General features: G+C 39.1%; 20 protein-coding genes and 1 pseudogene. 14 read left to right on the top strand and 7 right to left on the bottom strand.

All coding sequences use genetic code 11. The features are described 5' to 3' along the window. Nucleotides 1-102 precede the first annotated feature (102 nt). A complete protein-coding gene (gene cysK, locus ACIQCO_RS08465) occupies nucleotides 103-1,026 on the top strand; it encodes a cysteine synthase A (RefSeq protein WP_400427409.1) in 924 nt (307 codons plus the stop codon). A gap of 74 nt (nucleotides 1,027-1,100) precedes the next feature. Here the strand turns inward: cysK and ACIQCO_RS08460 are convergent, their stop codons facing one another. Continuing rightward, nucleotides 1,101-2,789 carry a ribonuclease J gene (locus tag ACIQCO_RS08460; protein WP_400427408.1) on the bottom strand — a complete coding sequence of 563 codons (1,689 nt, stop codon included), beginning with the start codon at nucleotides 2,787-2,789 and terminating at the stop codon, nucleotides 1,101-1,103. A gap of 235 nt (nucleotides 2,790-3,024) precedes the next feature. On the opposite strand from ACIQCO_RS08460, the pseudogene ACIQCO_RS08455 reads away from it, so the two are divergent. The 3 genes and pseudogenes from ACIQCO_RS08455 to ACIQCO_RS08445 all read left to right on the top strand — a co-directional run bounded on the left by ACIQCO_RS08455 (nucleotide 3,025) and on the right by ACIQCO_RS08445 (nucleotide 5,051). Beyond that, nucleotides 3,025-3,593: pseudogene (locus tag ACIQCO_RS08455) on the top strand (N-acetyltransferase family protein). Between the two features lie 142 nt (nucleotides 3,594-3,735). Continuing rightward, nucleotides 3,736-4,149, top strand: a complete 414-nt coding sequence (locus ACIQCO_RS08450; RefSeq protein WP_400427407.1) for a VOC family protein — start codon at nucleotides 3,736-3,738, stop codon at nucleotides 4,147-4,149. Nucleotides 4,150-4,175: 26 nt separating this feature from the next. Continuing rightward, the gene (locus ACIQCO_RS08445; RefSeq protein ID WP_400427406.1) at nucleotides 4,176-5,051 is read left to right on the top strand and encodes a hypothetical protein; all 876 of its coding nucleotides are present in this window, start codon (nucleotides 4,176-4,178) and stop codon (nucleotides 5,049-5,051) included. Nucleotides 5,052-5,232: 181 nt separating this feature from the next. Here ACIQCO_RS08445 and ACIQCO_RS08440 read toward each other — a convergent pair whose 3' ends face one another. Continuing rightward, nucleotides 5,233-5,748: a type 1 glutamine amidotransferase domain-containing protein gene (locus tag ACIQCO_RS08440; RefSeq protein WP_400427405.1), complete on the bottom strand. Its 516-nt coding sequence runs from the start codon at nucleotides 5,746-5,748 to the stop codon at nucleotides 5,233-5,235. A gap of 240 nt (nucleotides 5,749-5,988) precedes the next feature. Here ACIQCO_RS08440 and ACIQCO_RS08435 point away from each other — a divergent pair, with 240 nt between their 5' ends. The 4 genes from ACIQCO_RS08435 to ACIQCO_RS08420 all read left to right on the top strand — a co-directional run bounded on the left by ACIQCO_RS08435 (nucleotide 5,989) and on the right by ACIQCO_RS08420 (nucleotide 8,269). After that, entirely contained in the window at nucleotides 5,989-6,153 is a 165-nt protein-coding gene (locus tag ACIQCO_RS08435; RefSeq protein ID WP_400427404.1) for a hypothetical protein, read from the top strand. A 168-nt stretch (nucleotides 6,154-6,321) separates the two neighbouring features. Then, nucleotides 6,322-6,783 (top strand): GNAT family N-acetyltransferase, encoded by a 462-nt coding sequence (locus ACIQCO_RS08430; RefSeq protein ID WP_400427403.1) that lies wholly within the window; start codon nucleotides 6,322-6,324, stop codon nucleotides 6,781-6,783. A 108-nt stretch (nucleotides 6,784-6,891) separates the two neighbouring features. After that, entirely contained in the window at nucleotides 6,892-7,629 is a 738-nt protein-coding gene (locus tag ACIQCO_RS08425) for a CPBP family intramembrane glutamic endopeptidase (RefSeq protein ID WP_400427401.1), read from the top strand. 64 nt (nucleotides 7,630-7,693) lie between these two features. Then, complete coding sequence (locus ACIQCO_RS08420) at nucleotides 7,694-8,269, top strand: general stress protein (RefSeq protein ID WP_400427400.1); 576 nt, start codon at nucleotides 7,694-7,696, stop codon at nucleotides 8,267-8,269. Nucleotides 8,270-8,465: 196 nt separating this feature from the next. Here the strand turns inward: ACIQCO_RS08420 and ACIQCO_RS08415 are convergent, their stop codons facing one another. The 3 genes from ACIQCO_RS08415 to ACIQCO_RS08405 all read right to left on the bottom strand — a co-directional run bounded on the left by ACIQCO_RS08415 (nucleotide 8,466) and on the right by ACIQCO_RS08405 (nucleotide 10,422). Then, on the bottom strand, nucleotides 8,466-9,065 hold the full coding sequence (locus ACIQCO_RS08415; RefSeq protein WP_400427398.1) for an NADPH-dependent FMN reductase: 600 nt from the start codon (nucleotides 9,063-9,065) through the stop codon (nucleotides 8,466-8,468). Between the two features lie 81 nt (nucleotides 9,066-9,146). Next, the gene (locus ACIQCO_RS08410) at nucleotides 9,147-9,995 is read right to left on the bottom strand and encodes a VOC family protein (RefSeq protein ID WP_400427397.1); all 849 of its coding nucleotides are present in this window, start codon (nucleotides 9,993-9,995) and stop codon (nucleotides 9,147-9,149) included. Nucleotides 9,996-10,014: 19 nt separating this feature from the next. After that, the gene (locus ACIQCO_RS08405; protein ID WP_400427396.1) at nucleotides 10,015-10,422 is read right to left on the bottom strand and encodes a DoxX family protein; all 408 of its coding nucleotides are present in this window, start codon (nucleotides 10,420-10,422) and stop codon (nucleotides 10,015-10,017) included. Nucleotides 10,423-10,615: 193 nt separating this feature from the next. Here ACIQCO_RS08405 and ACIQCO_RS08400 point away from each other — a divergent pair, with 193 nt between their 5' ends. After that, nucleotides 10,616-10,924 carry a winged helix-turn-helix transcriptional regulator gene (locus tag ACIQCO_RS08400; RefSeq protein ID WP_400427395.1) on the top strand — a complete coding sequence of 103 codons (309 nt, stop codon included), beginning with the start codon at nucleotides 10,616-10,618 and terminating at the stop codon, nucleotides 10,922-10,924. A gap of 256 nt (nucleotides 10,925-11,180) precedes the next feature. On the opposite strand, the gene ACIQCO_RS08395 is transcribed toward ACIQCO_RS08400, so the two are convergent. Continuing rightward, nucleotides 11,181-11,462, bottom strand: coding sequence for a YggT family protein (locus ACIQCO_RS08395; RefSeq protein ID WP_400427394.1), 282 nt, complete (start codon nucleotides 11,460-11,462; stop codon nucleotides 11,181-11,183). Between the two features lie 250 nt (nucleotides 11,463-11,712). Then, nucleotides 11,713-13,419 (bottom strand): sigma-54 interaction domain-containing protein, encoded by a 1,707-nt coding sequence (locus ACIQCO_RS08390; RefSeq protein WP_400427393.1) that lies wholly within the window; start codon nucleotides 13,417-13,419, stop codon nucleotides 11,713-11,715. A 333-nt stretch (nucleotides 13,420-13,752) separates the two neighbouring features. Between ACIQCO_RS08390 and ACIQCO_RS08385 the strand changes: the two genes are divergently transcribed. The 5 genes from ACIQCO_RS08385 (at nucleotide 13,753) to ACIQCO_RS08365 (ending at nucleotide 18,473) form a co-directional block, all read left to right on the top strand. Continuing rightward, nucleotides 13,753-14,904, top strand: a complete 1,152-nt coding sequence (locus ACIQCO_RS08385) for an ABC transporter substrate-binding protein (RefSeq protein WP_400427392.1) — start codon at nucleotides 13,753-13,755, stop codon at nucleotides 14,902-14,904. Between the two features lie 255 nt (nucleotides 14,905-15,159). Continuing rightward, on the top strand, nucleotides 15,160-16,050 hold the full coding sequence (locus tag ACIQCO_RS08380) for a branched-chain amino acid ABC transporter permease (RefSeq protein ID WP_400427390.1): 891 nt from the start codon (nucleotides 15,160-15,162) through the stop codon (nucleotides 16,048-16,050). Between the two features lie 6 nt (nucleotides 16,051-16,056). After that, nucleotides 16,057-17,007: a branched-chain amino acid ABC transporter permease gene (locus tag ACIQCO_RS08375; protein ID WP_400427451.1), complete on the top strand. Its 951-nt coding sequence runs from the start codon at nucleotides 16,057-16,059 to the stop codon at nucleotides 17,005-17,007. Beyond that, nucleotides 17,000-17,785, top strand: coding sequence for an ABC transporter ATP-binding protein (locus ACIQCO_RS08370; protein WP_400427388.1), 786 nt, complete (start codon nucleotides 17,000-17,002; stop codon nucleotides 17,783-17,785). Before ACIQCO_RS08375 ends, ACIQCO_RS08370 begins: the two co-directional genes overlap by 8 nt. Continuing rightward, nucleotides 17,772-18,473: an ABC transporter ATP-binding protein gene (locus tag ACIQCO_RS08365; protein ID WP_400427386.1), complete on the top strand. Its 702-nt coding sequence runs from the start codon at nucleotides 17,772-17,774 to the stop codon at nucleotides 18,471-18,473. The genes ACIQCO_RS08370 and ACIQCO_RS08365 overlap by 14 nt, the downstream gene beginning before the upstream one ends. Nucleotides 18,474-18,760 lie beyond the last annotated feature (287 nt).

Below are 18,760 nucleotides of genomic sequence, written 5' to 3'. Positions count from 1 at the left end.
TGTCTTTTTTTGGAGGGAATTGTGGTTTATAACAACAATCATTATGAAAACAGCCAATAATAATAAGAATGCAAGTAAAAATGATTTTGAAAGGTGAAGAAAATGAAACTTTATAGCTCCATTCTTGATTTAATTGGGAATACCCCAACTGTCAAACTTAATAAAATTCCAGACCCATCAGGTGCTGAAGTATATATTAAACTTGAATCTTTTAACCCCGGGGGAAGCGTGAAGGACCGTGCAGCGGTGAACATGATTGAGCGTGCGGAGGAAACGGGGAAACTGATTCCTGGAAAAAGTACGATTATTGAGCCGACATCTGGAAATACGGGTATTGGCATTGCCATGGTAGCTGCGGTGAAAGGCTATCGCTGTATTATCACCATGCCTGACAATGCTACTCAAGAGCGTGTGAAAATTTTAAAGGCTTATGGAGCAGAAGTTTATTTAACTCCAGCTACCCTGCGCATGCAAGGAGCAATTGATGAGGCCAACCGTTTAGCAGCTGAGCTTCCTGACAGTTTTATTCCGATGCAGTTTGAGAATCCGGCCAATGCTGATGCCCACCGGGGAACAACTGCTATCGAGATTTTGGAAGCTTTTGAAGGAAAGCTGGATGCCTTAGTGGTAACGGCAGGGACTGGCGGGACTGTTACCGGTGTCGGAGAAGAATTAAAAAAATCAATCCCAAATTTAAAAATATATGTGATCGAGCCATTCGGATCACCGGTTCTATCAGGTGGTAATCCGGGACCTCATAAAATCCCGGGAACAGGTCCAGGGTTTATCCCGAAAATCTTAAACCGGGAAATTTTTGATGAAATCCTGCTCATTAAAGATGAAGATGCTGAAGTCATGGCCCGCCAACTTGCAGCACGAGAAGGAATCTTTGTCGGGGCATCAGGTGCATCCACTGCCCATTTTGCTGTTGAAATTGCCAAAAGACTCCCATCTTCGGCAAGAGTTCTATGCTTGGCTCCGGATACAGGAGAGCGATATCTATCCTCTGACTTATTTCCGGGTTAAAATAATTTTGTGATTTATATTGAAAAAAAGCTTCTTGTGGAAGCTTTTTTTCGTGTATTCATTTGGGTTTACATTTAAATTTCAATAATAATCGGAAGGATCATCGGTCTTCTCTTTGTTCTTGTAAATAAATATTGGCCCACCGATTTTTTAATATTTTGTTTGACTACATTCCACTGGCGAATATTCTCCGCTTGTAAGTCAGTAACTGTTTTTTTAACGAGGCGGTTAATCTCTCTGAGGAGATCTTCAGAATCCTTTACGTAGACGAAACCACGGGTTATCGTGTCAGGGCCTTGAATAATTTTTCCCTCCGTTTTGCTTAAGGTTAAAACAATCACGAGCATACCATCCTCAGAAAGCTGTTTGCGGTCTCGGAGCACAATTTCGCCTACATCGCCAACGCCCATTCCGTCCACATATGTATCCCCCGCCGGTATCCTCCGAGTCTGGCGGGCAATGGAGTTTTCGATATCAACAACATTCCCATTTTTCAAAATAAACGTGTTTCCTGGCTCGACTCCAACCGATTCGGCGAGTAAACGGTGATGGTGCAGCATTCTAAATTCACCATGAACGGGAATAAAATAGGTTGGCTTCATGAGGGTAAGCATGAGCTTTAAGTCCTCTTGATATCCATGACCGGAAACATGCATGCCTGTTGTGCTTCCAGATCCATAAATCACTTTAGCGCCCAGTTGAAATAAGTTATCGATAATGCGTGAAACATCTTTCTCATTCCCGGGTATGGGCGATGCTGCTAAAATAACCGTATCGCCCGGGTAAATGGAAATATCCCGGTAATTTCCGCTAGCTAAGCGGGCGAGAGCAGCCATTGGTTCTCCCTGACTCCCCGTACAGAGTATGGCAACTTTTTCAGGCGTAAATTGATCGACTTCCTTTGCTTCAATCAGCATCCCATCCGGTACGGTTAGATATCCACGTTCCATGGCTACTGAGACTACATTGACCATACTACGGCCAAGCAAAGCAAGCTTTCGATTTGTCTTCATACAAGCTTCGACTATTTGCTGAACACGATTCACATTCGAAGCGAAGGTCGAAACAAAAATCTTCCCATCAGCTTTCATAAAAGCCTCGTTCATATGGCTGCCGACCATTCGCTCTGATGGTGACAGGCCGGTACGCTCTGCATTGGTACTTTCAGAGATTAAACATAAGACACCTTGCTGACCGATAGCGGCCATTTTATGAATATCTGAATATTGGTCATTTGCAGGTGTTAAATCGAATTTGAAGTCGCCAGTATGAACAACATTCCCTGCAGGAGTATGAAAGACAATCCCTAAACAATCCGGAATGCTATGGCTTACTTGGAAAAAGGATACATTCAACTCTCCCAGTTCGAGTTTGGAATCGGAATTAATGGGGATGAGTTTTGTATCCCTACTAAGCCGGTGTTCCTCTAATTTTAATTCAATTAAACCAAGTGTAAAACGTGTGGCATAAATGGGGACATTTATTTTTCGCAAAAGATAAGGAATTCCGCCAATATGATCTTCATGCCCATGTGTCACAATTAATGCACGGATTTTTTCCTTATTCTCTTCCAAGTAAGAAACATCCGGAATAATTAAATCGATTCCTAATAAACTCTCATCTGGAAATTTACCACCACAGTCGATAATGATGAGATCATCTGCATATTGGACGACATACATATTTTTACCGATTTCATTTATACCGCCTAAAGCGAAGATAGATAATGTATTTTCATTGGTTTTCAATTTTATCCCACCCATTTCAAATTAGATACTGTTAGTATTCCATTTTTGAAAATGTTTATTTAAGGCGGGAATACAAATACAGGTAGTGGTTGGATATGACTGAACTATTTGATGTGAAGAAAACTTTTTTTGTTATGGGCAATTTTTTAGAGAAAAAGAAAATGCTTCCGGGAAAATTCTCAATTTTTTGCAAATGCTTAATAAATTTACGTATAATTTAATTCAAAAGAAGTTATGGGGGTGAATGATAATGAGGATTAATTCAAGAGAATATACTATTCATGATTTACGTTATATTATTAGGTCTTAATCGAAAAGGATGCAAAAGATTTGTCTGAGGTAAGGGTGCAAATTGATGGTGAAACAGAAAATTTAGATCGAGAAAGTGGCGAGGCTTACATAGATGAATCAGGTTTTAAGCAGCTCATTAAAGATGATACAGAAAGTGCGAATAACCTATTTTTAGTTGCTGAAGTAAATGGAAAAATTGTAGGTTTTTCAAGGTGTGAAGGGAACAAATTGAAAAGAACTTATCATAAGGTAGAATTTGGCGTCTGTGTATTAAAAGAGTTTTGGGGGTACGGTATAGGACAAAATCTTTTAAAAGAATCCATTCATTGGGCGGATTCAAATGGAATTAAGAAAATTACTTTGAGTGTCCTTGAAACCAATGACAAAGCAATAAAGCTTTATCAAAAATATGGCTTTGAAGTGGAAGGTATTTTAAAAAAGGACAAAGTTCTATCTGACGGGAATTACTATAATACTATTTTGATGGGGAGATTTAATGAATTAGGATTAGAGGACAATCTAATTTAAAAATTTTTGTAATAGGTAGTTCCTGAGATAGTTTTTTCTTTTTCAACAAAATGGTGTTTATGTTTTAACTATTTTAGAAGGTTCTTATTGATTAACGAAGAATATAAATATAATACTTTTGTTATGAATAGGAGGCAATCAAATGAACGAAAAATTAGTAAGGGTGGGTACAACCTATATACCTGTAAGGGATGTGGAGAATTCCTCCACATGGTATGTAAACAAATTAGGCGCTGAGTTAAGCTACAAAGATGAAGACAAAGCAATTTTGAACATTGCCAACCAAAGCATTTTTCTTGTTAAATCAAAGGAAAATCAAAGTTCCAACTTTTATGATATTTACGGTGAAGAGCGTTTTTCGATAACATTTGAAGTGAATGGATTAGATGCATTAAAAGCTATTCATAGAGATTTTATCGAAAAAGAGATAAAAGTTGGAGAAATTGAGAACCGGGGACACGCTGGAAGGAACTTTGTTTTTTATGATTTAGATGGAAATAAATTTGATGTTTGGAGTGAATTGAGTACGATATTTAAAGAAAAATATCTTGCTTAAAGAAAGATTCACATAAAGAGGAAAATATGACGAAAAAAATAAATGAAATCATTGATTTCTTAATTAATAAAGGTTTGATAAAAAATGATGGTCTGGAATTAAAGAGGTTAAGAAGTGGCACAACCAATGGCATTTTATATACTCTTCTTGCAAATAATATGCCGACCTTTGTAATAAAAATAGACCATCCAAAGATTATAACTTCTACTGAGGATTTTCTGCTAGCCTATAAGGATATAAAATTGTTTCCTGACGTTCTTTATACAGACGATGACAAAGAATTTATCGTGTACTCTTATATTTCTGGAGAGACACACTATAATCGGGGATCTAAAATAGAATGGATGACAATTTTAATAAAAGAGCTATTCGATAAATACCAAATGGCTGGTGATAACCTTCCCTGGGGCAGAGTAAATGGGGTATATAGAAACTCATGGTCAGATTTTAACCAAAGTAGTTTAAAGTCTGCTCAAGAGATTATAGGTGATTTCCTGCCAAGTGAGGACCATAAAAGAATAGTGAAATTGGTAAATAAATTGGATACCGATCATCATCAAGAAGTGAAGTATTATCTACATGGGGATACGGGTGTTCATAATTTTGTATATTTGGATCATCAATTAAAAGGAGTGATTGACCCATCACCTTTAATTGGTCCAAAAGTATACGATTTTACTTATGCATTTTGTTCTTCTCCAGATAGTCTAAATTTAAGCACGCTATTGTCATTATTTTCGTTGTGGAATAGTCATGCTTCTTTTACTAAGGAACGGCTTGTGGATGAAGTTCTTTTTCAGTTATATACACGTATCGGAGTATGTATTAAAGTTCATCCGCATGACTTAAGTGGTTACATGGAAAGTTGGAAAGAATGGAGGGAATACCTTCCCGCTGATTAATATTAAAATCACTGGCGGAATATGCAATTAATAAAATTCCTACTTTAAGTTGTATAGTTCGTAGTACTCTTCCTAGAAATATAAAATCTATAATGAAGAAGTGGTACATTAATTTTTTTCCTACTTTCCATCTTTATGAGGCATAAAAAAGAGGCAGAAGGAAGTCCCTCCTACCACTCTGCTAACCCAAAACTCGCAAGGATTCTCGTACAAAGGCTGGTATGTCATCCGGCTGTCGGCTGGTGACCAGCTGATTCTGGCACACGACGACTTCTTTATCATGCAAATTAGCTCCGGCATTCTTTAAGTCTACATGAATGGACTTATATCCCGTTACATCACGGCCTTCAAGCGTTTCAGCTGTGATCAGCAGCTGAGGGCCGTGGCAAATGGCTAGTACAGGTTTTTTAGCATCCATAAATGCTCTGGTAAAGCGTACAAAACGCTCGTCCGCACGAAGTATATCCGGTGAAAATCCACCTGGAATGAAAAGTGCATCAAAGTCTTCAGGAGAGACATTATCGATGCTTTCATCAATGACGACATCACTTTTTCCCTGCTTACCCTTCACTTTTTTTCCCTTTTCCATTTCGATTGCAGTTATCTCATGGCCCTTTTCCTTAAAGGACTGCACTGGCTCCGCATATTCGGAATCCTCAAAATGATCCGTTACCAAAACAGCAATTTTTTTGCTCAATGCAAACAACTCCTTATCCATTACTATGGATTAAAGTACCCTTCTTTACATTGGCTGAAACTTTAGGCTATAGAAGAATGCTGCTAGACAAAAATCTTTTTTCATTTTAAATGAACCTTTTTGCCTTCTCGTTTGTATAGTTAGAAAAGAAGGTAGATGGGGGATGTTACAAATGGATACTGGCTGGATTATCTGTGTACAAAGATGAATGAATATCACGTAGATATTCCCGATTTCCCAATGAAATCTAGTAGATGGGAACGATTCATCAATCTTCTAGCATCACCTGCAAAAGACCCGGTTGATCCATTAATTTCTACAACTGGCGGGGTAATGCTTTTAAAAGTTGCACCAATAATAGGAACTGCTGCACTCGCATTAATACAAGCTTTTATTTTTCTATAGGGAGTAAGGATAGTTATTGAATTTATGACAACGTAAAGAAATTCCAATATTAAAAAGCCTAATTTCGCCATTTTAATGCTGAGAAATTGGGCTTTTTCGTTACCCCACAATCAATACCCATTACCAACTTATGCTAAAATTAGAATGTAATATGGAGGGATGCTGCTTATGCTTGAAGTTCACTTGAAGGCAATTGAAACGGAGAAAAGAAATTCATTTCTAGACTATCTCCTTTTAGCAGATGAAAGCGAAGAGATCATTAGAAAGTACATAAATGATGGCGAGATGTTCGTCATCCTTTGCGATGGACAAATCGTAGGGGTCGCTCAATATATTTTCCTTCAGAACGGAATCGTTGAACTTAAAAATATTGCAATTATAGAGGATTACCGCGGAAAGGGAATAGGAAAATTAGTAATTAAAAAGTCTTTCGATTTATATAAAATGAAGGGACTAAATAAAATGCTTGTCGGTACGGCTAATTCAAGTATTGCTAACTTAGCATTTTATCAAAAGCTCGGGTTTAGAATGGTAGAAATTAAAATGAATTTCTTTAAAAAGTATCCAACTCCCATCTACGAGAATGGAATCAGGGCATTGGATATGGTGATGCTTGAGAGAGACTTGTAAATGTACATAGTGTGCCGTCGGCTGTATAGCAAAAAATCTCATACGAAGTTGAATAGCGGGGAAATGCATCAGGTATGCATTTAGATGATAGGGAAATGGGGATGTTAAATGAGATTAAAAGCTTTTCTAGGTTTTATAGTTTTATTTGCTGTTTATCATGCATCAGAAATTGTAGGCAATAATCCTGTATTGATTTTAAGCTGTTTTCTATTCTTTTTTGTTGTAGCTCAAATCGTTGCAAAGTTACTAGGGGAGAATGGAATATCTTCATTTGGGATGCAAAGACATAAAGGTGCATCTAGAAATCTTCTAATAGGCTATTTATTGGGCTTCTTATTTTACAGTGGCAGTATGATTGTTTCTATTATGACAGGGAAAATAGTTTTTGAAGGTATCTTTTCCATTCAACAAATAGTCCTTCCCCTTTTAGGGATGATTTTTCTAACGTTTCTTTCATCGGCAAGTGAAGATATTTTAACACGCGGGTATGTCTTCAAATACCTTTCGCCAAAAATATCTATGAGAGCATTGGTGGTGGTTTCCTCCATTGTTTATGTCCTAAACCATATTTGGAGAATTAATGATGGCTATACACAGTGGATCATGCTTTTCTTAATGGGGTTAACCTACGCCATTCCTTTTGCCATCACCAGATCCCTTTGGTTTACAATCGGCTGTCATTGGGGATGGAATACTGTTTCCCTTTTTAAAGGTCAAATTGGTCATATGAGTGATTTAAAGATTATCGACAACACTACTGATTGGACCTATATTTTGACGATGTTGTTATTCCTCTTATTTGTTTCTTTTTATGCAAAATTATTTTTAGCTTCACATACGAAATAGGTGTTTCATTCCACCTTATGGCGGGTAGTTAAAAAAAGACTACTCGTCCAAAGGAGGAAATTCTATGTTTACACATGAAAAGCACCTGGTGGGAGTTTACGATACTGAGAATGAGGCCATCCAGGCGGTTCAAGACTTAAAACGTCAGGGTTATGCTGCTGAGGATATTTCTGTCATCGGGAAAAACAATGAACAGGTAGACGAAATTAATGATGTTACTGGTACAAAGACGGAAGAAGGTCTTGTTGCCGGAGCGGCGACAGGCGGTGCGCTAGGAGGGCTTGTCGGTTTGTTGGCAGGAGTAGGTGCTCTCGCGATACCCGGTATCGGGCCGTTTATAGCAGCTGGACCAATAGCAGCAACACTCACTGGCGCTGCTGTCGGTGCAGGTGCAGGCGGATTGGCAGGAGCTTTAATTGGAATGGGCCTACCTGAAGAGGAAGCGGACCGTTATGAAGGCTATGTTAATGAAGGAAAAATCCTAGTCGTAGTTGAACGCCGTGAAAACCGTGTTGGCGATGACCATTTTGATACTAGCGTTAACCAGGGTGTAACTGGCGGAACAATAACTCCAAATGATCCAATCACACCCGACAATCCAGCCAACACTCGCTTGGACAACAACAACAGAGGTTTTTAATGAATGAAATGGACAAGGGTGCCTGTCCCAACTTGGGCAGGTGCCCATTTTTCTTTATGGTCACTATTGGTTTTTTTTTGTATGTAAAGTGACTAGCGCCGCATAAACGAATTAAAAATGGTGCCTTACCCCAAATGCTATTAAGCATTAACTCAGGGGCAGGCACCGTTTTTAGTACATGCATCAATTCGGAATTTTATCGCAAAGTTTTTAATGCACCACTCCAAGCGATAACTTGGTCAAGCATTGCATTAACATTATTTAGATGAAGTTCAGCAGGTTTGAATTCCGTTCCGTTTTCAAAATCAGTAAATAAGGACAATGTAGGATGTACACGAACATCAGCAATCATTAATTCTCCCATAATTCCACGTAAATGTTCAGCTGCACGAGCTCCACCAGTTGAACCATAACTTACGATCCCTGCTGCTTTGTTGTTCCATGCTTCACGAGCAAAATCAAGTGCATTTTTTAGTGCCCCCGTGATGCTGTGATTATATTCTTGAACGATGAATACGAATCCATCCAAATTAGCAAGTTTTTCATTCCAAGCTGCAATTCCTGGTTCTGTTCCATCGGTTGTTCCTAAAAATGGAAGGCTAAAATCAGCAATGTCGACAATTTCATAATTGGCATCTCCACGTTTGTCAGCAATACCTTTTATCCATTCTCCTACTTGTGGGCTAACACGTCCTTGACGTGTGCTTCCTAAAATGATTCCAATATTTAATTTTTCAGTTGTCATGATTTCTTCCTCCTTAGTTGAGTTCCCAAATATTTTGTTTAATAAACCCATCTTTCTTACACCACCTGTAAATTATTTCCTAACTTTTTTTCTAACGATTGGAGCGAGACATTCTTTTACTAGTCATCACAATTAGACTTGCAAGTAAATACGATTACCAGAAGGATCTGTGGTAACGAAAGAACCTTTTTCTTCAGTGACGGATGCACCAATATTCTTTAACTGAACAATAATTTTATTTCTCTTTTCTTCATTTGGAAGCATCAAAGTAAATGATTCAAGTCCAACGCTATTAGGAGCAGGTGTAGGTGCACCTACGCCATTCCAAGTATTTAAACCAATATGGTGATGGTATTTACCATCTGAAATGAAAAGGGCCTGAGCGCCATATCGGTTTACTACTTCAAATCCGAGTCCCGTGATATAAAATTCTTCAGTCTTTTTTAATTCGGATACATGCAAATGGATATGTCCCATAACGGTGCCAGCAGGTAGACCTTTCCAAGATTGCTGTTTACCTTCAGCTAGAAGGTCTGGAAAATTCAATGGATCAACTGCCATATCCACTTTACCGTTTTCCCAAATCCATTCGGAAGGGTCACGGTCTATATAGATTTCAATTCCATTTCCATCTGGGTCAGATAAGTAAAGAGCTTCACTCACAAGATGGTCTGAAGAACCAAACTGCAATCCGATTTCCAGAAAATGCCGCACTATTTTAGCTAGATCAGAGCGTTTAGGCAGAAGAAGCGCATAGTGATATAATCCTGTAGTTCTACCTTGCTTAGGAACAACGTTATTTGGTTGTTCAATGGATAATAAAACTGTCTTCCCATCCGCAGTAAGGTTTGCGGACCTGTCAGTTTGTTCTAATACCTTAAAGCCGATTACTTCTTGATAAAACGCTAACGATCGCTCTAAATTTTGGACCTTTAAGTTCACTTGACCTACAAATGTAATAGGTTCATGATGGAAATTCATTTTAATTGCCTCCTTTTTCTTAAGCTTTCTCTGAACGAAAAAGAACGTTATCTAAAGCTAAAAACGATTTGTTTGTTGCAGCGAGATATATTGAAATCGCTATTAAAGCTAAGTCAAGTTCATAGCCTGCCATTTGACCATTTCCAAGAAATCCGACAGCGAGTTTAACTTTCACAATTGCAACAGCCAATATAATAGCAAATAGAATGGAAATAATCCTTGTTCCTACTCCTAAAACAATAGCGATACCACCAATTAATTCAATTAGAGCTACTATATAAGCTGTAAAGCCTGGTAGACCTAAACTTTCGAAAAAACCAACCGTGTTTTCAATGCCGCCTTGAAATTTTGCTAACCCATGTATAAAAAAGGTTGCACCTAAAAATACCCTTAAAATTGTTGTAATAACTTCATTTTTTCTTAACATTTACTTAACTCTCCTTCATTATTTATTTTGTTCATACCAACAACCTGCTTTTTTAGAATAAACAGTTCGTTAGTTGGTTACTTTATGTAAGTTAGTATATTATCACAATTAAATAAAGTCAAGTAAGTTTCCTGTAAAAAGTAATTTAATTATTTATAAAAATGTTTATAATATAAGTAAGGAGTTGATTTAATTGGATAAGTCGATTTGTCCTAGATTTGAAAAAGCCATGGGGTTTTTGAGCCAAAGGTGGACTGGTATGATTATTTATCAGTTATTATTAGGTCCACAGCGTTTTTGTACGATTGAATCTTCAGTGGGTGTAAGTGGCAGAGTGCTTTCAGAGAGATTAAAGGTTCTGGAGAACGAGGGGATTGTTAAACGAGATGTTTATCCAGAAACCCCAGTTCGGATCGAATATTCCTTAACCGATAAAGGTTTAGCACTAGAACCTCTTATGAAAGATATAGAAAAATGGTCACAAAACTGGTTGGACGAATAAGTATTAAGGCAGCAGAGGGGCACCATCTTTAGAGGCAGTCGCTGGAACCACGATGGTTCAAATTGACCATTTAATTAAACCATGTTTTGAATGAGCTTAGGACTTGACTCTAAGCTTATTTTAATAATTAAACCCACATTGTCACGCCGCTTTTTGCGTTACGCCAATGTGGGTTTAAGTGTTTTAGTTGATTTAAATCTATTTTCTTTGAAGCAATCGAGAGCAATACCATTACGTTGATAAGCCCTAATCCCTCTTAAATTCCAATAACGTTCAATGACTGGCGAAGACCTTCTAGAGCAAATCCGCCTAGATATTTTAAAGCAAATAATGCGATGATCGGTGAAAAATCAATTGGTCCAAGTGGGGGAATAAACCGCCTAAAGAAGCTTAAATAAGGATCAACTAGTTTGTAAATCCATTCTCCCACCTTTGATGATTGAAATCGAGGAAACCATGAACCAAAAATAGCTATTAAGATTAGCCAATAATAAACCTCAAATAAATAATATCCAATTTGTAAAATGTTTGAGCCCAAATTAAATCTCCTGCCTATACTGTTTTTTTACTATTGTACCAAACCTTTTTGTCAACCTATACATATACGTTTAAGTCTCCGCAAAGTTTCACTTTTTTTTGATAGTGATTAACGAGGGGGCAGGCTCCTTGTCCCACCCATGTACTTCTTTTTAACTTTTGTCCTGGGATAGGGAGCCTGTCCCTATGTCTCTTAAAAGGAAAAGGGTTCCTGGTGACAGGAACCCTTTTGACACTGTGGATAACAATACTCAAGGCTTAACCAAACCATGCTTTTTAATATGATACTGTAAGCTTTGCCTGGTGATTCCCAGTGTTTTGGCGGCTTTGGAGATGTTCCAGGATGTTTCGTCTAAAGTCTTATGGATATAATGCTCTTGTGAGTTGGAGAAAATCGATTTTAATGGATTTCGTTTTAGTTCTTTTTGTTTACTAAGATGAACGGACTGAACTGAAAGTATCTTTTTCTTCATGTAGGCAGGAAGATGCTCTACATCAATCGACTCATCTGATTCTTTTGCACGAATGATCAAATTTTCAATTAAGTGCTCGAGTTCCCGCGTGTTGCCTGGCCAATGGTATTGCAGAAGCAAGGAGAGCAATGTCTTAGAAAGCTCTGGAACCAGTTTGTTAAACTTTCTTCGATATTTGTCGAGAAAGTAATGAATGAAAAAGTGAATATCTTCTGTTCGTTCGCGTAATGGAGTAATATAAAGACTTGTGTGGGCAAGTCTGTAAAACAAGTCGAGACGCATTTTTCCTTCTTCAATTAATTTCTCAGGGTCTTCATTGGATGCACTAATAACGGTACATTCAACCTGAGTCACCTCATTTGAGCCAACCCTCCGGACTAACCGTTCCTGTAATACTCGGATTAATTTCGATTGTAAAGTAATCGGCATGGAGTTAATTTCGTCCAGAAAAAGCGTGCCTTTCTTGGCATATTCGAATAGTCCCATCTGGTTAGTCGCCCCGGTAAATGCCCCTTTCACTGTCCCGAATAACGTGCTTTCTAGAAGGGTTTCAGGAATTGCGGCGCAGTTAATGGCAACGAACGGACTTTCTGCTCTTAAACTGTGGTTATGCATGCTTTGAGCAAATAATTCTTTGCCTGTTCCTGTTTCGCCGACAATTAAAACGTCCGTATTATGTATAGCAATATTTTCAGCTTCATGAATTAAGTTTTTTAAAGCGATACTTTTTCCTTTAATATCATCAAAAGAGAAGGTAGTGCCATTTTTGCGAAGCTGATGATTCGGGTCCTCGTGCTCCACCTGCCTTTTTAGTTCCATTGTTTGATGGAGCCAGTTCTTGAGATGGGATTCATTTGTGCTTAGGGAAAAAACGGCAATCGTTTCCCCGTCCTTTTGGATTGGGTAGGTACTATAATTCACATACTTCGGTATACCATTCACTGTTGAGTGGGCCCGATATCTTGAGAAAATTGGCTTTCCGGTCTTAAACGTATGTTTGTGCTCGGAGTATTGCGGGTTATAGTTATAGGCTTCCCACAGTGGTTTTCCGATAATTTCGCTGCTGTCTAAACTCTCTAGTTTTTCCTGCGCCTCATTATAAAGAGCAATCCTTCCATTGTGATCACTCATCATGACGCCTTCCCTAAGGGTATCGACGATTTTTTCGAGACAATATAATCTAGTTTTCTGATTGGTTGAGAGATTACTAGGATCTTCTATACAAATAACGGTATAGTTCAAATCGGCAGCAAACTTTTTCACTTCAATTTCTAGCTTTCTATCGTTAAAAGTAATAGGGAATGTTCCATTTTCGAATAATTTTTCCCCGGTGCATGGGAGAATTTCTAGAAAATTATCGCCAATGCCAATATCCAAGGGAATATCTGAATGAACATCATGCCAAAGTATTTCAAATTTGTCATTTAAGACAATCACTCCATCAACAAAACTTCGTACCATTGTTCCAATAGATGCTGCGTACAAATTTTATACCCCCTTTTCGTAATCTATTCAGAATATAGCATTTATTTTTAAAATTTTAAATAGTCTGCATGCAAAATCCATCTGCAATCCTAGAAATGTAATTGGTCAAGATGCTGAAGGATGGTTTTCTATTGTCTCTATCATCTAAGAGCAAAATCCATCTGCGTTTTTTTTTGTGCATTTTCCGTCGCCAAACCTGTCCCTAATGGGAAACAGCCTTGACTATTCACGGTGTTTTGAACGGATAAGGAAAATGGCATGAAACTTGCAATATATGAAAAAAAGAACTTGTATTATATTTTTTATCAAAATGAAGAGGGCGAGTGATGTGCATTGAAAAAACGTAGTTTCTTTCTTGCTGGCTTGTTAGGAATCTCCTTGTTTGTAACCGGATGTGCCAGTGATCAATCCTCTGGTTCAACCAAAAGTAAGGATTCTATTAAACTTGGCTGGGTCGGTCCATTAACGGGTCCTACTTCGACAGATGGGACGCTTAGCAGAAATGCCGCCCAACTTGCCATCGAACAGTTTAATAAAGATGGTGGAGTCAACGGAAAAAAGGTGGAGCTTGTAACGGAAGATGATCAAGGGAAACCAGAAGAAGCATTGAAAGCAGTCCAAAAGTTGATCAATAGTGATAAAGTGGCAGGGATTGTCGGCGGTGGATACAGCGGTCCAATGAAAACGGTTACGCCAAAAGTTCAATCCGCAAAAGTGCCAATGGTGGTCGCGTATGCGGTTCATCCTGACATTACTAAAGGCGGGGACTATGTAAATCGTGTCATTTATACAGCTGATATTCAAGGAAAAGCGATGGCTGATTATGCAGTAAATGATTTGAAGAAGAAAAACATTGCTGTCTTGTATGTTGATATTGATTATGGAATTTCCATCTATAGCGCCTTTAAAGATGAAGCGAAAAAACTTGGAGCAAACGTCGTGATTGAGAAACCATTTAAAATGGGTGATAAAGATTTTAGCTCCATTTTAACAGCGGTTAAAGCTTCTAAACCAGACGCCTTGTACGTGGTTGGTTACTATAATGAAGCGGCAGGAATTGTCACACAGTCGAAGGAATTGGGGATTGATGCACAGTTCTTAGGTGTGGATGGTTTTGACTCACCTAAATTCTTAGAATTGGGTAAAGAAAATACGCAAGCAGCAACATTTACGACTTCATTCTTTGCTACAGACACAAGAGAGGTTGTGCAGCATTTTGTTAAGGCATGGCATGAAAAATATAAAGAGAGTGAACCCGACATGCTCTCGTCTCAAAGTTATGATGCAACCGAAGTGATGTTAGAAGCGATGAAAAAGGCAGGAACCGATCGAGAAAAATTAGCAAAAGCAATCAGTGAAACGAAAGATTTCGAAGGTACTTCCGGGAAAATTTCATTTAACGCTCATCATGAGGTAGTAAAACCAGTCATCTTTATGACGGTTAAGGACGGAAAGTTCCAATACGTCAAATCTTTAAATTATTAACAAGCATAAAAGACTTGAGAGGCAGGAGGGGAGCAAACCTCTCCTCTTTGCATTTATTTTCAATGGAAAAGGGGCGGAGCGTCGCAAATGCGAATTAGTCTAGACAAGTATAGATGGAAATATACATTTTTAGACAATGAACGAGGTGAACCCTAGCTCTGCTCACACCGCCTTTATTGGCAGGGATGGTTCTCTGAATTTATTTCCATAGTAGATGGTGGAGTGGAAAGTCATATAAGTTTTCTGAAAGAAAGGATGAACGAAATGTTAGCACAACAGTTGATTAATGGGTTGGCGATTGGTTTTGTCTATATCCTCGTTTCCGTTGGTTTAACGATGGTGTATGGGGTTTTGAAATTATTACATTTTGCCCATGGAGTTATTTACATGGTCGGTGCATTTTCGGCGATGTTGGGAATGATTTATTTCCATTTACTTTTTCCGCTTGCATTGCTTTTAGCGATGGCAGTCTCCGCCATCATCGGGATGGGCATTGAGCGCTTTGCTTATCGGCCGCTGCGAGGCGGGCACCCGATCACGACGCTAATTAGCGGGGTCGGAGTTGCCATCCTTCTTGAGAATTTTTTTCAAGTAATCTTTACATCCGATACGCTGTCATTCCCAGAAACGGGCATTGAAAATACCATCTATCATCTAACAGAATCCGTTTCGATTACCAATTATAAGTTCTATATTGTCATAGCAGGAGTAATTGGGCTCGGCCTTCTCTACGCCTTTCTAAAGTTTACGAAAATGGGAATAGCGATTCAGGCTGTCGCCCAGGATATGCGGGCAGCCTCTTTAATGGGGGTTAATGTCAACTGGGTAGTATCCGTGACATTTATGATCGGATCTGCACTGGCTGCCGCTGCGGGTGTTCTTGTTGCCTTAAATTACAATTCCTTGTTTCCGAGTATGGGTTCGATTCCCGGATTAAAAGCATTTTGTGTGGTGGTTCTAGGTGGACTAGGATCAATCGGAGGTACGGTCGTAGGCGGTCTCATCCTTGGTTTGGTAGAAACGATGAGCGATGGCTATTTGTCTGGAATGGTCATTGATAAAGATGCGATTGCTTTTGTGATTCTAATCGTCATTTTGTTAATCAAACCATCAGGATTATTTGGAAAAAAGATCGAGAAAGTGTAGGTGATCGTGTTGGAGGCGTTATTTAATCCATATTACGTTGATATTGTTGTCTTTTTAATTATCTATATTTTACTTGGTTTAGGCTTAAATTTAATCACAGGCTATGCTGGTCAGGTATCGCTCGGTCATGCTGCCTTCTTTGGAATCGGTGCGTATTCATCGGCCATTTTATCTGTTAAGGCTGATTTAAATCCCTGGGTCGCAATTACGCTGGCAATTGTTATTACCTTTGTTATTAGTGCAATTCTGGGGTTGCCGAGTCTTAGGGTGCGCGAAGATTTTTTAGCTATTACCACTTTAGGGATGGGACTAATCATCCAGTCTTTTTTTAAAAATTCATCGCTTACCGGCGGCGCTTATGGAATTGATTCGATTCCCACTCCATCCTTGTTCGGCATGAAGCTCGAGAATCTGAGTTATTTAATCTTCCTGCTCATCGTCATGCTGATTGGCATTTATGCCGTAAGAAAAATGACGCAATCCCGTATCGGGCGTGCCTGGATGGTTATTAGGGAGGATGATATTGTCGCACAATCAATGGGAATTAATACAACTTATTATAAGGTGCTGGTTTTTGCCATCGGCGGTGCTTATGCGGGCGCAGCAGGTGCCTTGTTTGCACATAAGGTTTCATTTATCAGTTCGGACTCATTTGGCTTCGCGGTTTCGGCTACACTCTTGAGCATGGTCGTAATTGGTGGCTTGGGCAGCATCCGCGGTACGCTATTTGGCGTAAGTGTGCTTTATTTATTACCTGAATTTTTCCGTTTATTTCAATTTACGTTTATTGATATGAATTATCTTGATATGTATAAAATGATGATTTATGGCTTGCTAATGGTCCTGATGATGCGCTACCGTCCAAATGGGATATTTGGTAAAAAGGGAGCAAAGAAAGTAATAACGAAGCCATTGCACAAGAAGAAGGCTGTCAAGGGTGGTGAACATATTGCTTAAAATCGAGGGAATTAGCAAACGATTTGGCGGGTTAGTCGCGGTTAACCAGGTCAGTCTTCAAGTAAATGAGGGAGAAATTTTTGGGTTAATCGGCCCAAATGGGGCGGGGAAGACGACATTCTTCAATATGTTAACAGGGATTTATAAGCCCAATGAAGGAACTATTGTTTTTGAACAGCAACAGGTGCAGGGAGTAAAGCCGTTTCGCATTGCTAAATTGGGGATTTCCCGGACCTTCCAGAATATCCGTTTACTTAAGGATGAATCGGTTCTTGAAAATGTAATGGTTGGGATGTTTGGCAAGACACATACTGGACTTTGGTCCGCTATTTTGGGGCTGAGGTCTGCTAAAAAAGAAGAGGAACTGGTGAAGGAAGAAAGCCGAAAAATAGTAGAACTTGTTGGACTCACTGGCTTGGAAGATGAACTGGCTGGCAGCTTATCCTATGGAAATCAGCGCCGAGTGGAAATAGCCAGAGCACTGGTAGCCAAGCCGAAGCTTCTTTTACTCGATGAACCGACAGCGGGAATGAATGCGGATGAGACGGAGGAAATTGGCGAACTGATCCGGAAGATCAGAAAGAATGGAACGACTGTTATTTTAATCGAGCATAATGTTGGCTGGGTGATGGGGCTCTGTGACCGAATTGCCGTATTCGACCACGGAGAGAAAATTGCTGATGATGAACCGGAGAAGATTATTGCAAACCCTGCCGTGATCGAAGCATATATCGGAAAAGAAAACACAGAAGAGGTGAACGAATATGCTGCAAATTAATAATCTTAACGTTTCTTACGGAAGCATTCATGCGGTCCGGAATCTGTCACTGGAAGTTCAGGAAGGCGAGGCTGTTGCTTTAATTGGGGCAAACGGTGCAGGGAAAACGACAACGGTAAATGCTATTTCCGGAACAATCCCTTCTAAAGGGTCGATCCTTTATCAAGGAAAAGAGATTAATGGGCTTGCCGCCCATAAGGTTGTTAAAGAAGGTATTGTCATGGTTCCGGAGGGAAGAAGGATTTTTCCGAAATTATCGGTCGTAAATAATTTAATTATGGGAGCGTATGCCAGAAAGACATCGAAAAAGGAATTACAGCAGGAAATCGAGAAAATTTTTGCTTTATTTCCACGTTTAGCTGAACGGCGCTCTCAGATGGCCGGTACATTGAGTGGCGGAGAACAGCAGATGCTGGCCGTTGGACGGGCCCTGATGGCAAAGCCAAAGCTGCTGATTCTTGACGAGCCGTCGATGGGTTTAGCACCAATTGTTGTTAAAAGTATTTTTTCAACGATTAATCGGATTAAACAAGAGGGATTAACCATTCTGTTAATTGAACAGAATGCGACGATGGCCTTATCAGTAGCGGATCGAGGATATGTTTTAGAGAATGGGGAAATTCATTTTCATGATACAGCAAAAAACCTGCGTGAACAGGATGTGGTGAAAAAAGCCTATCTCGGGTAGAGCAAACAGCCAAGGTTTTCTTAAAAAATCTTGGCTGTTTCTCTTTATAAATAGATAAGTGCACAGTAAATGAAGGGACGAATTTGCATGCAGATTTTATCTGCAGTAAGAGTTTGAAACCGTTTACAATGCTATTGTAATGATTGCTTCAAGGACAGGAAAAAGGGTGCAAAAAACATCTGCGGTTATTTTCTGATAGTTTATCAAAATACTTTTACAAGATGGATGATAGGAAGTCGAAAAGTGCATTCATCATGCGAATTTTAAGAGAGGAATGAAAATATTCA

This window comes from Neobacillus sp. NPDC093127 (assembly GCF_044754175.1).
In the GTDB taxonomy this organism is placed as follows: domain Bacteria; phylum Bacillota; class Bacilli; order Bacillales; family Cytobacillaceae; genus Neobacillus.
Note: the sequence above shows the minus strand (reverse complement) of the source record. Positions and strands in the feature narration are given on the sequence as shown.

Bases quoted from the DNA above. Each gene is read 5' to 3' on its own strand.
- cysK (WP_400427409.1), top strand. From the start codon at position 103: ATGAAACTTTATAGCTCCATTCTTGATTTAATTGGGAATACCCCAACT.
- ACIQCO_RS08450 (WP_400427407.1), top strand. From the start codon at position 3,736: ATGAACGAAAAATTAGTAAGGGTGGGTACAACCTATATACCTGTAAGG.
- ACIQCO_RS08425 (WP_400427401.1), top strand. From the start codon at position 6,892: ATGAGATTAAAAGCTTTTCTAGGTTTTATAGTTTTATTTGCTGTTTAT.
- ACIQCO_RS08365 (WP_400427386.1), top strand. From the start codon at position 17,772: ATGCTGCAAATTAATAATCTTAACGTTTCTTACGGAAGCATTCATGCG.
- ACIQCO_RS08380 (WP_400427390.1), top strand. From the start codon at position 15,160: ATGAACGAAATGTTAGCACAACAGTTGATTAATGGGTTGGCGATTGGT.
- ACIQCO_RS08420 (WP_400427400.1), top strand. From the start codon at position 7,694: ATGTTTACACATGAAAAGCACCTGGTGGGAGTTTACGATACTGAGAAT.
- ACIQCO_RS08435 (WP_400427404.1), top strand. From the start codon at position 5,989: ATGAAATCTAGTAGATGGGAACGATTCATCAATCTTCTAGCATCACCT.
- ACIQCO_RS08410 (WP_400427397.1), bottom strand. From the start codon at position 9,995: ATGAATTTCCATCATGAACCTATTACATTTGTAGGTCAAGTGAACTTA.
- ACIQCO_RS08430 (WP_400427403.1), top strand. From the start codon at position 6,322: ATGCTTGAAGTTCACTTGAAGGCAATTGAAACGGAGAAAAGAAATTCA.
- ACIQCO_RS08405 (WP_400427396.1), bottom strand. From the start codon at position 10,422: ATGTTAAGAAAAAATGAAGTTATTACAACAATTTTAAGGGTATTTTTA.
- ACIQCO_RS08415 (WP_400427398.1), bottom strand. From the start codon at position 9,065: ATGGGTTTATTAAACAAAATATTTGGGAACTCAACTAAGGAGGAAGAA.
- ACIQCO_RS08445 (WP_400427406.1), top strand. From the start codon at position 4,176: ATGACGAAAAAAATAAATGAAATCATTGATTTCTTAATTAATAAAGGT.
- ACIQCO_RS08460 (WP_400427408.1), bottom strand. From the start codon at position 2,789: ATGGGTGGGATAAAATTGAAAACCAATGAAAATACATTATCTATCTTC.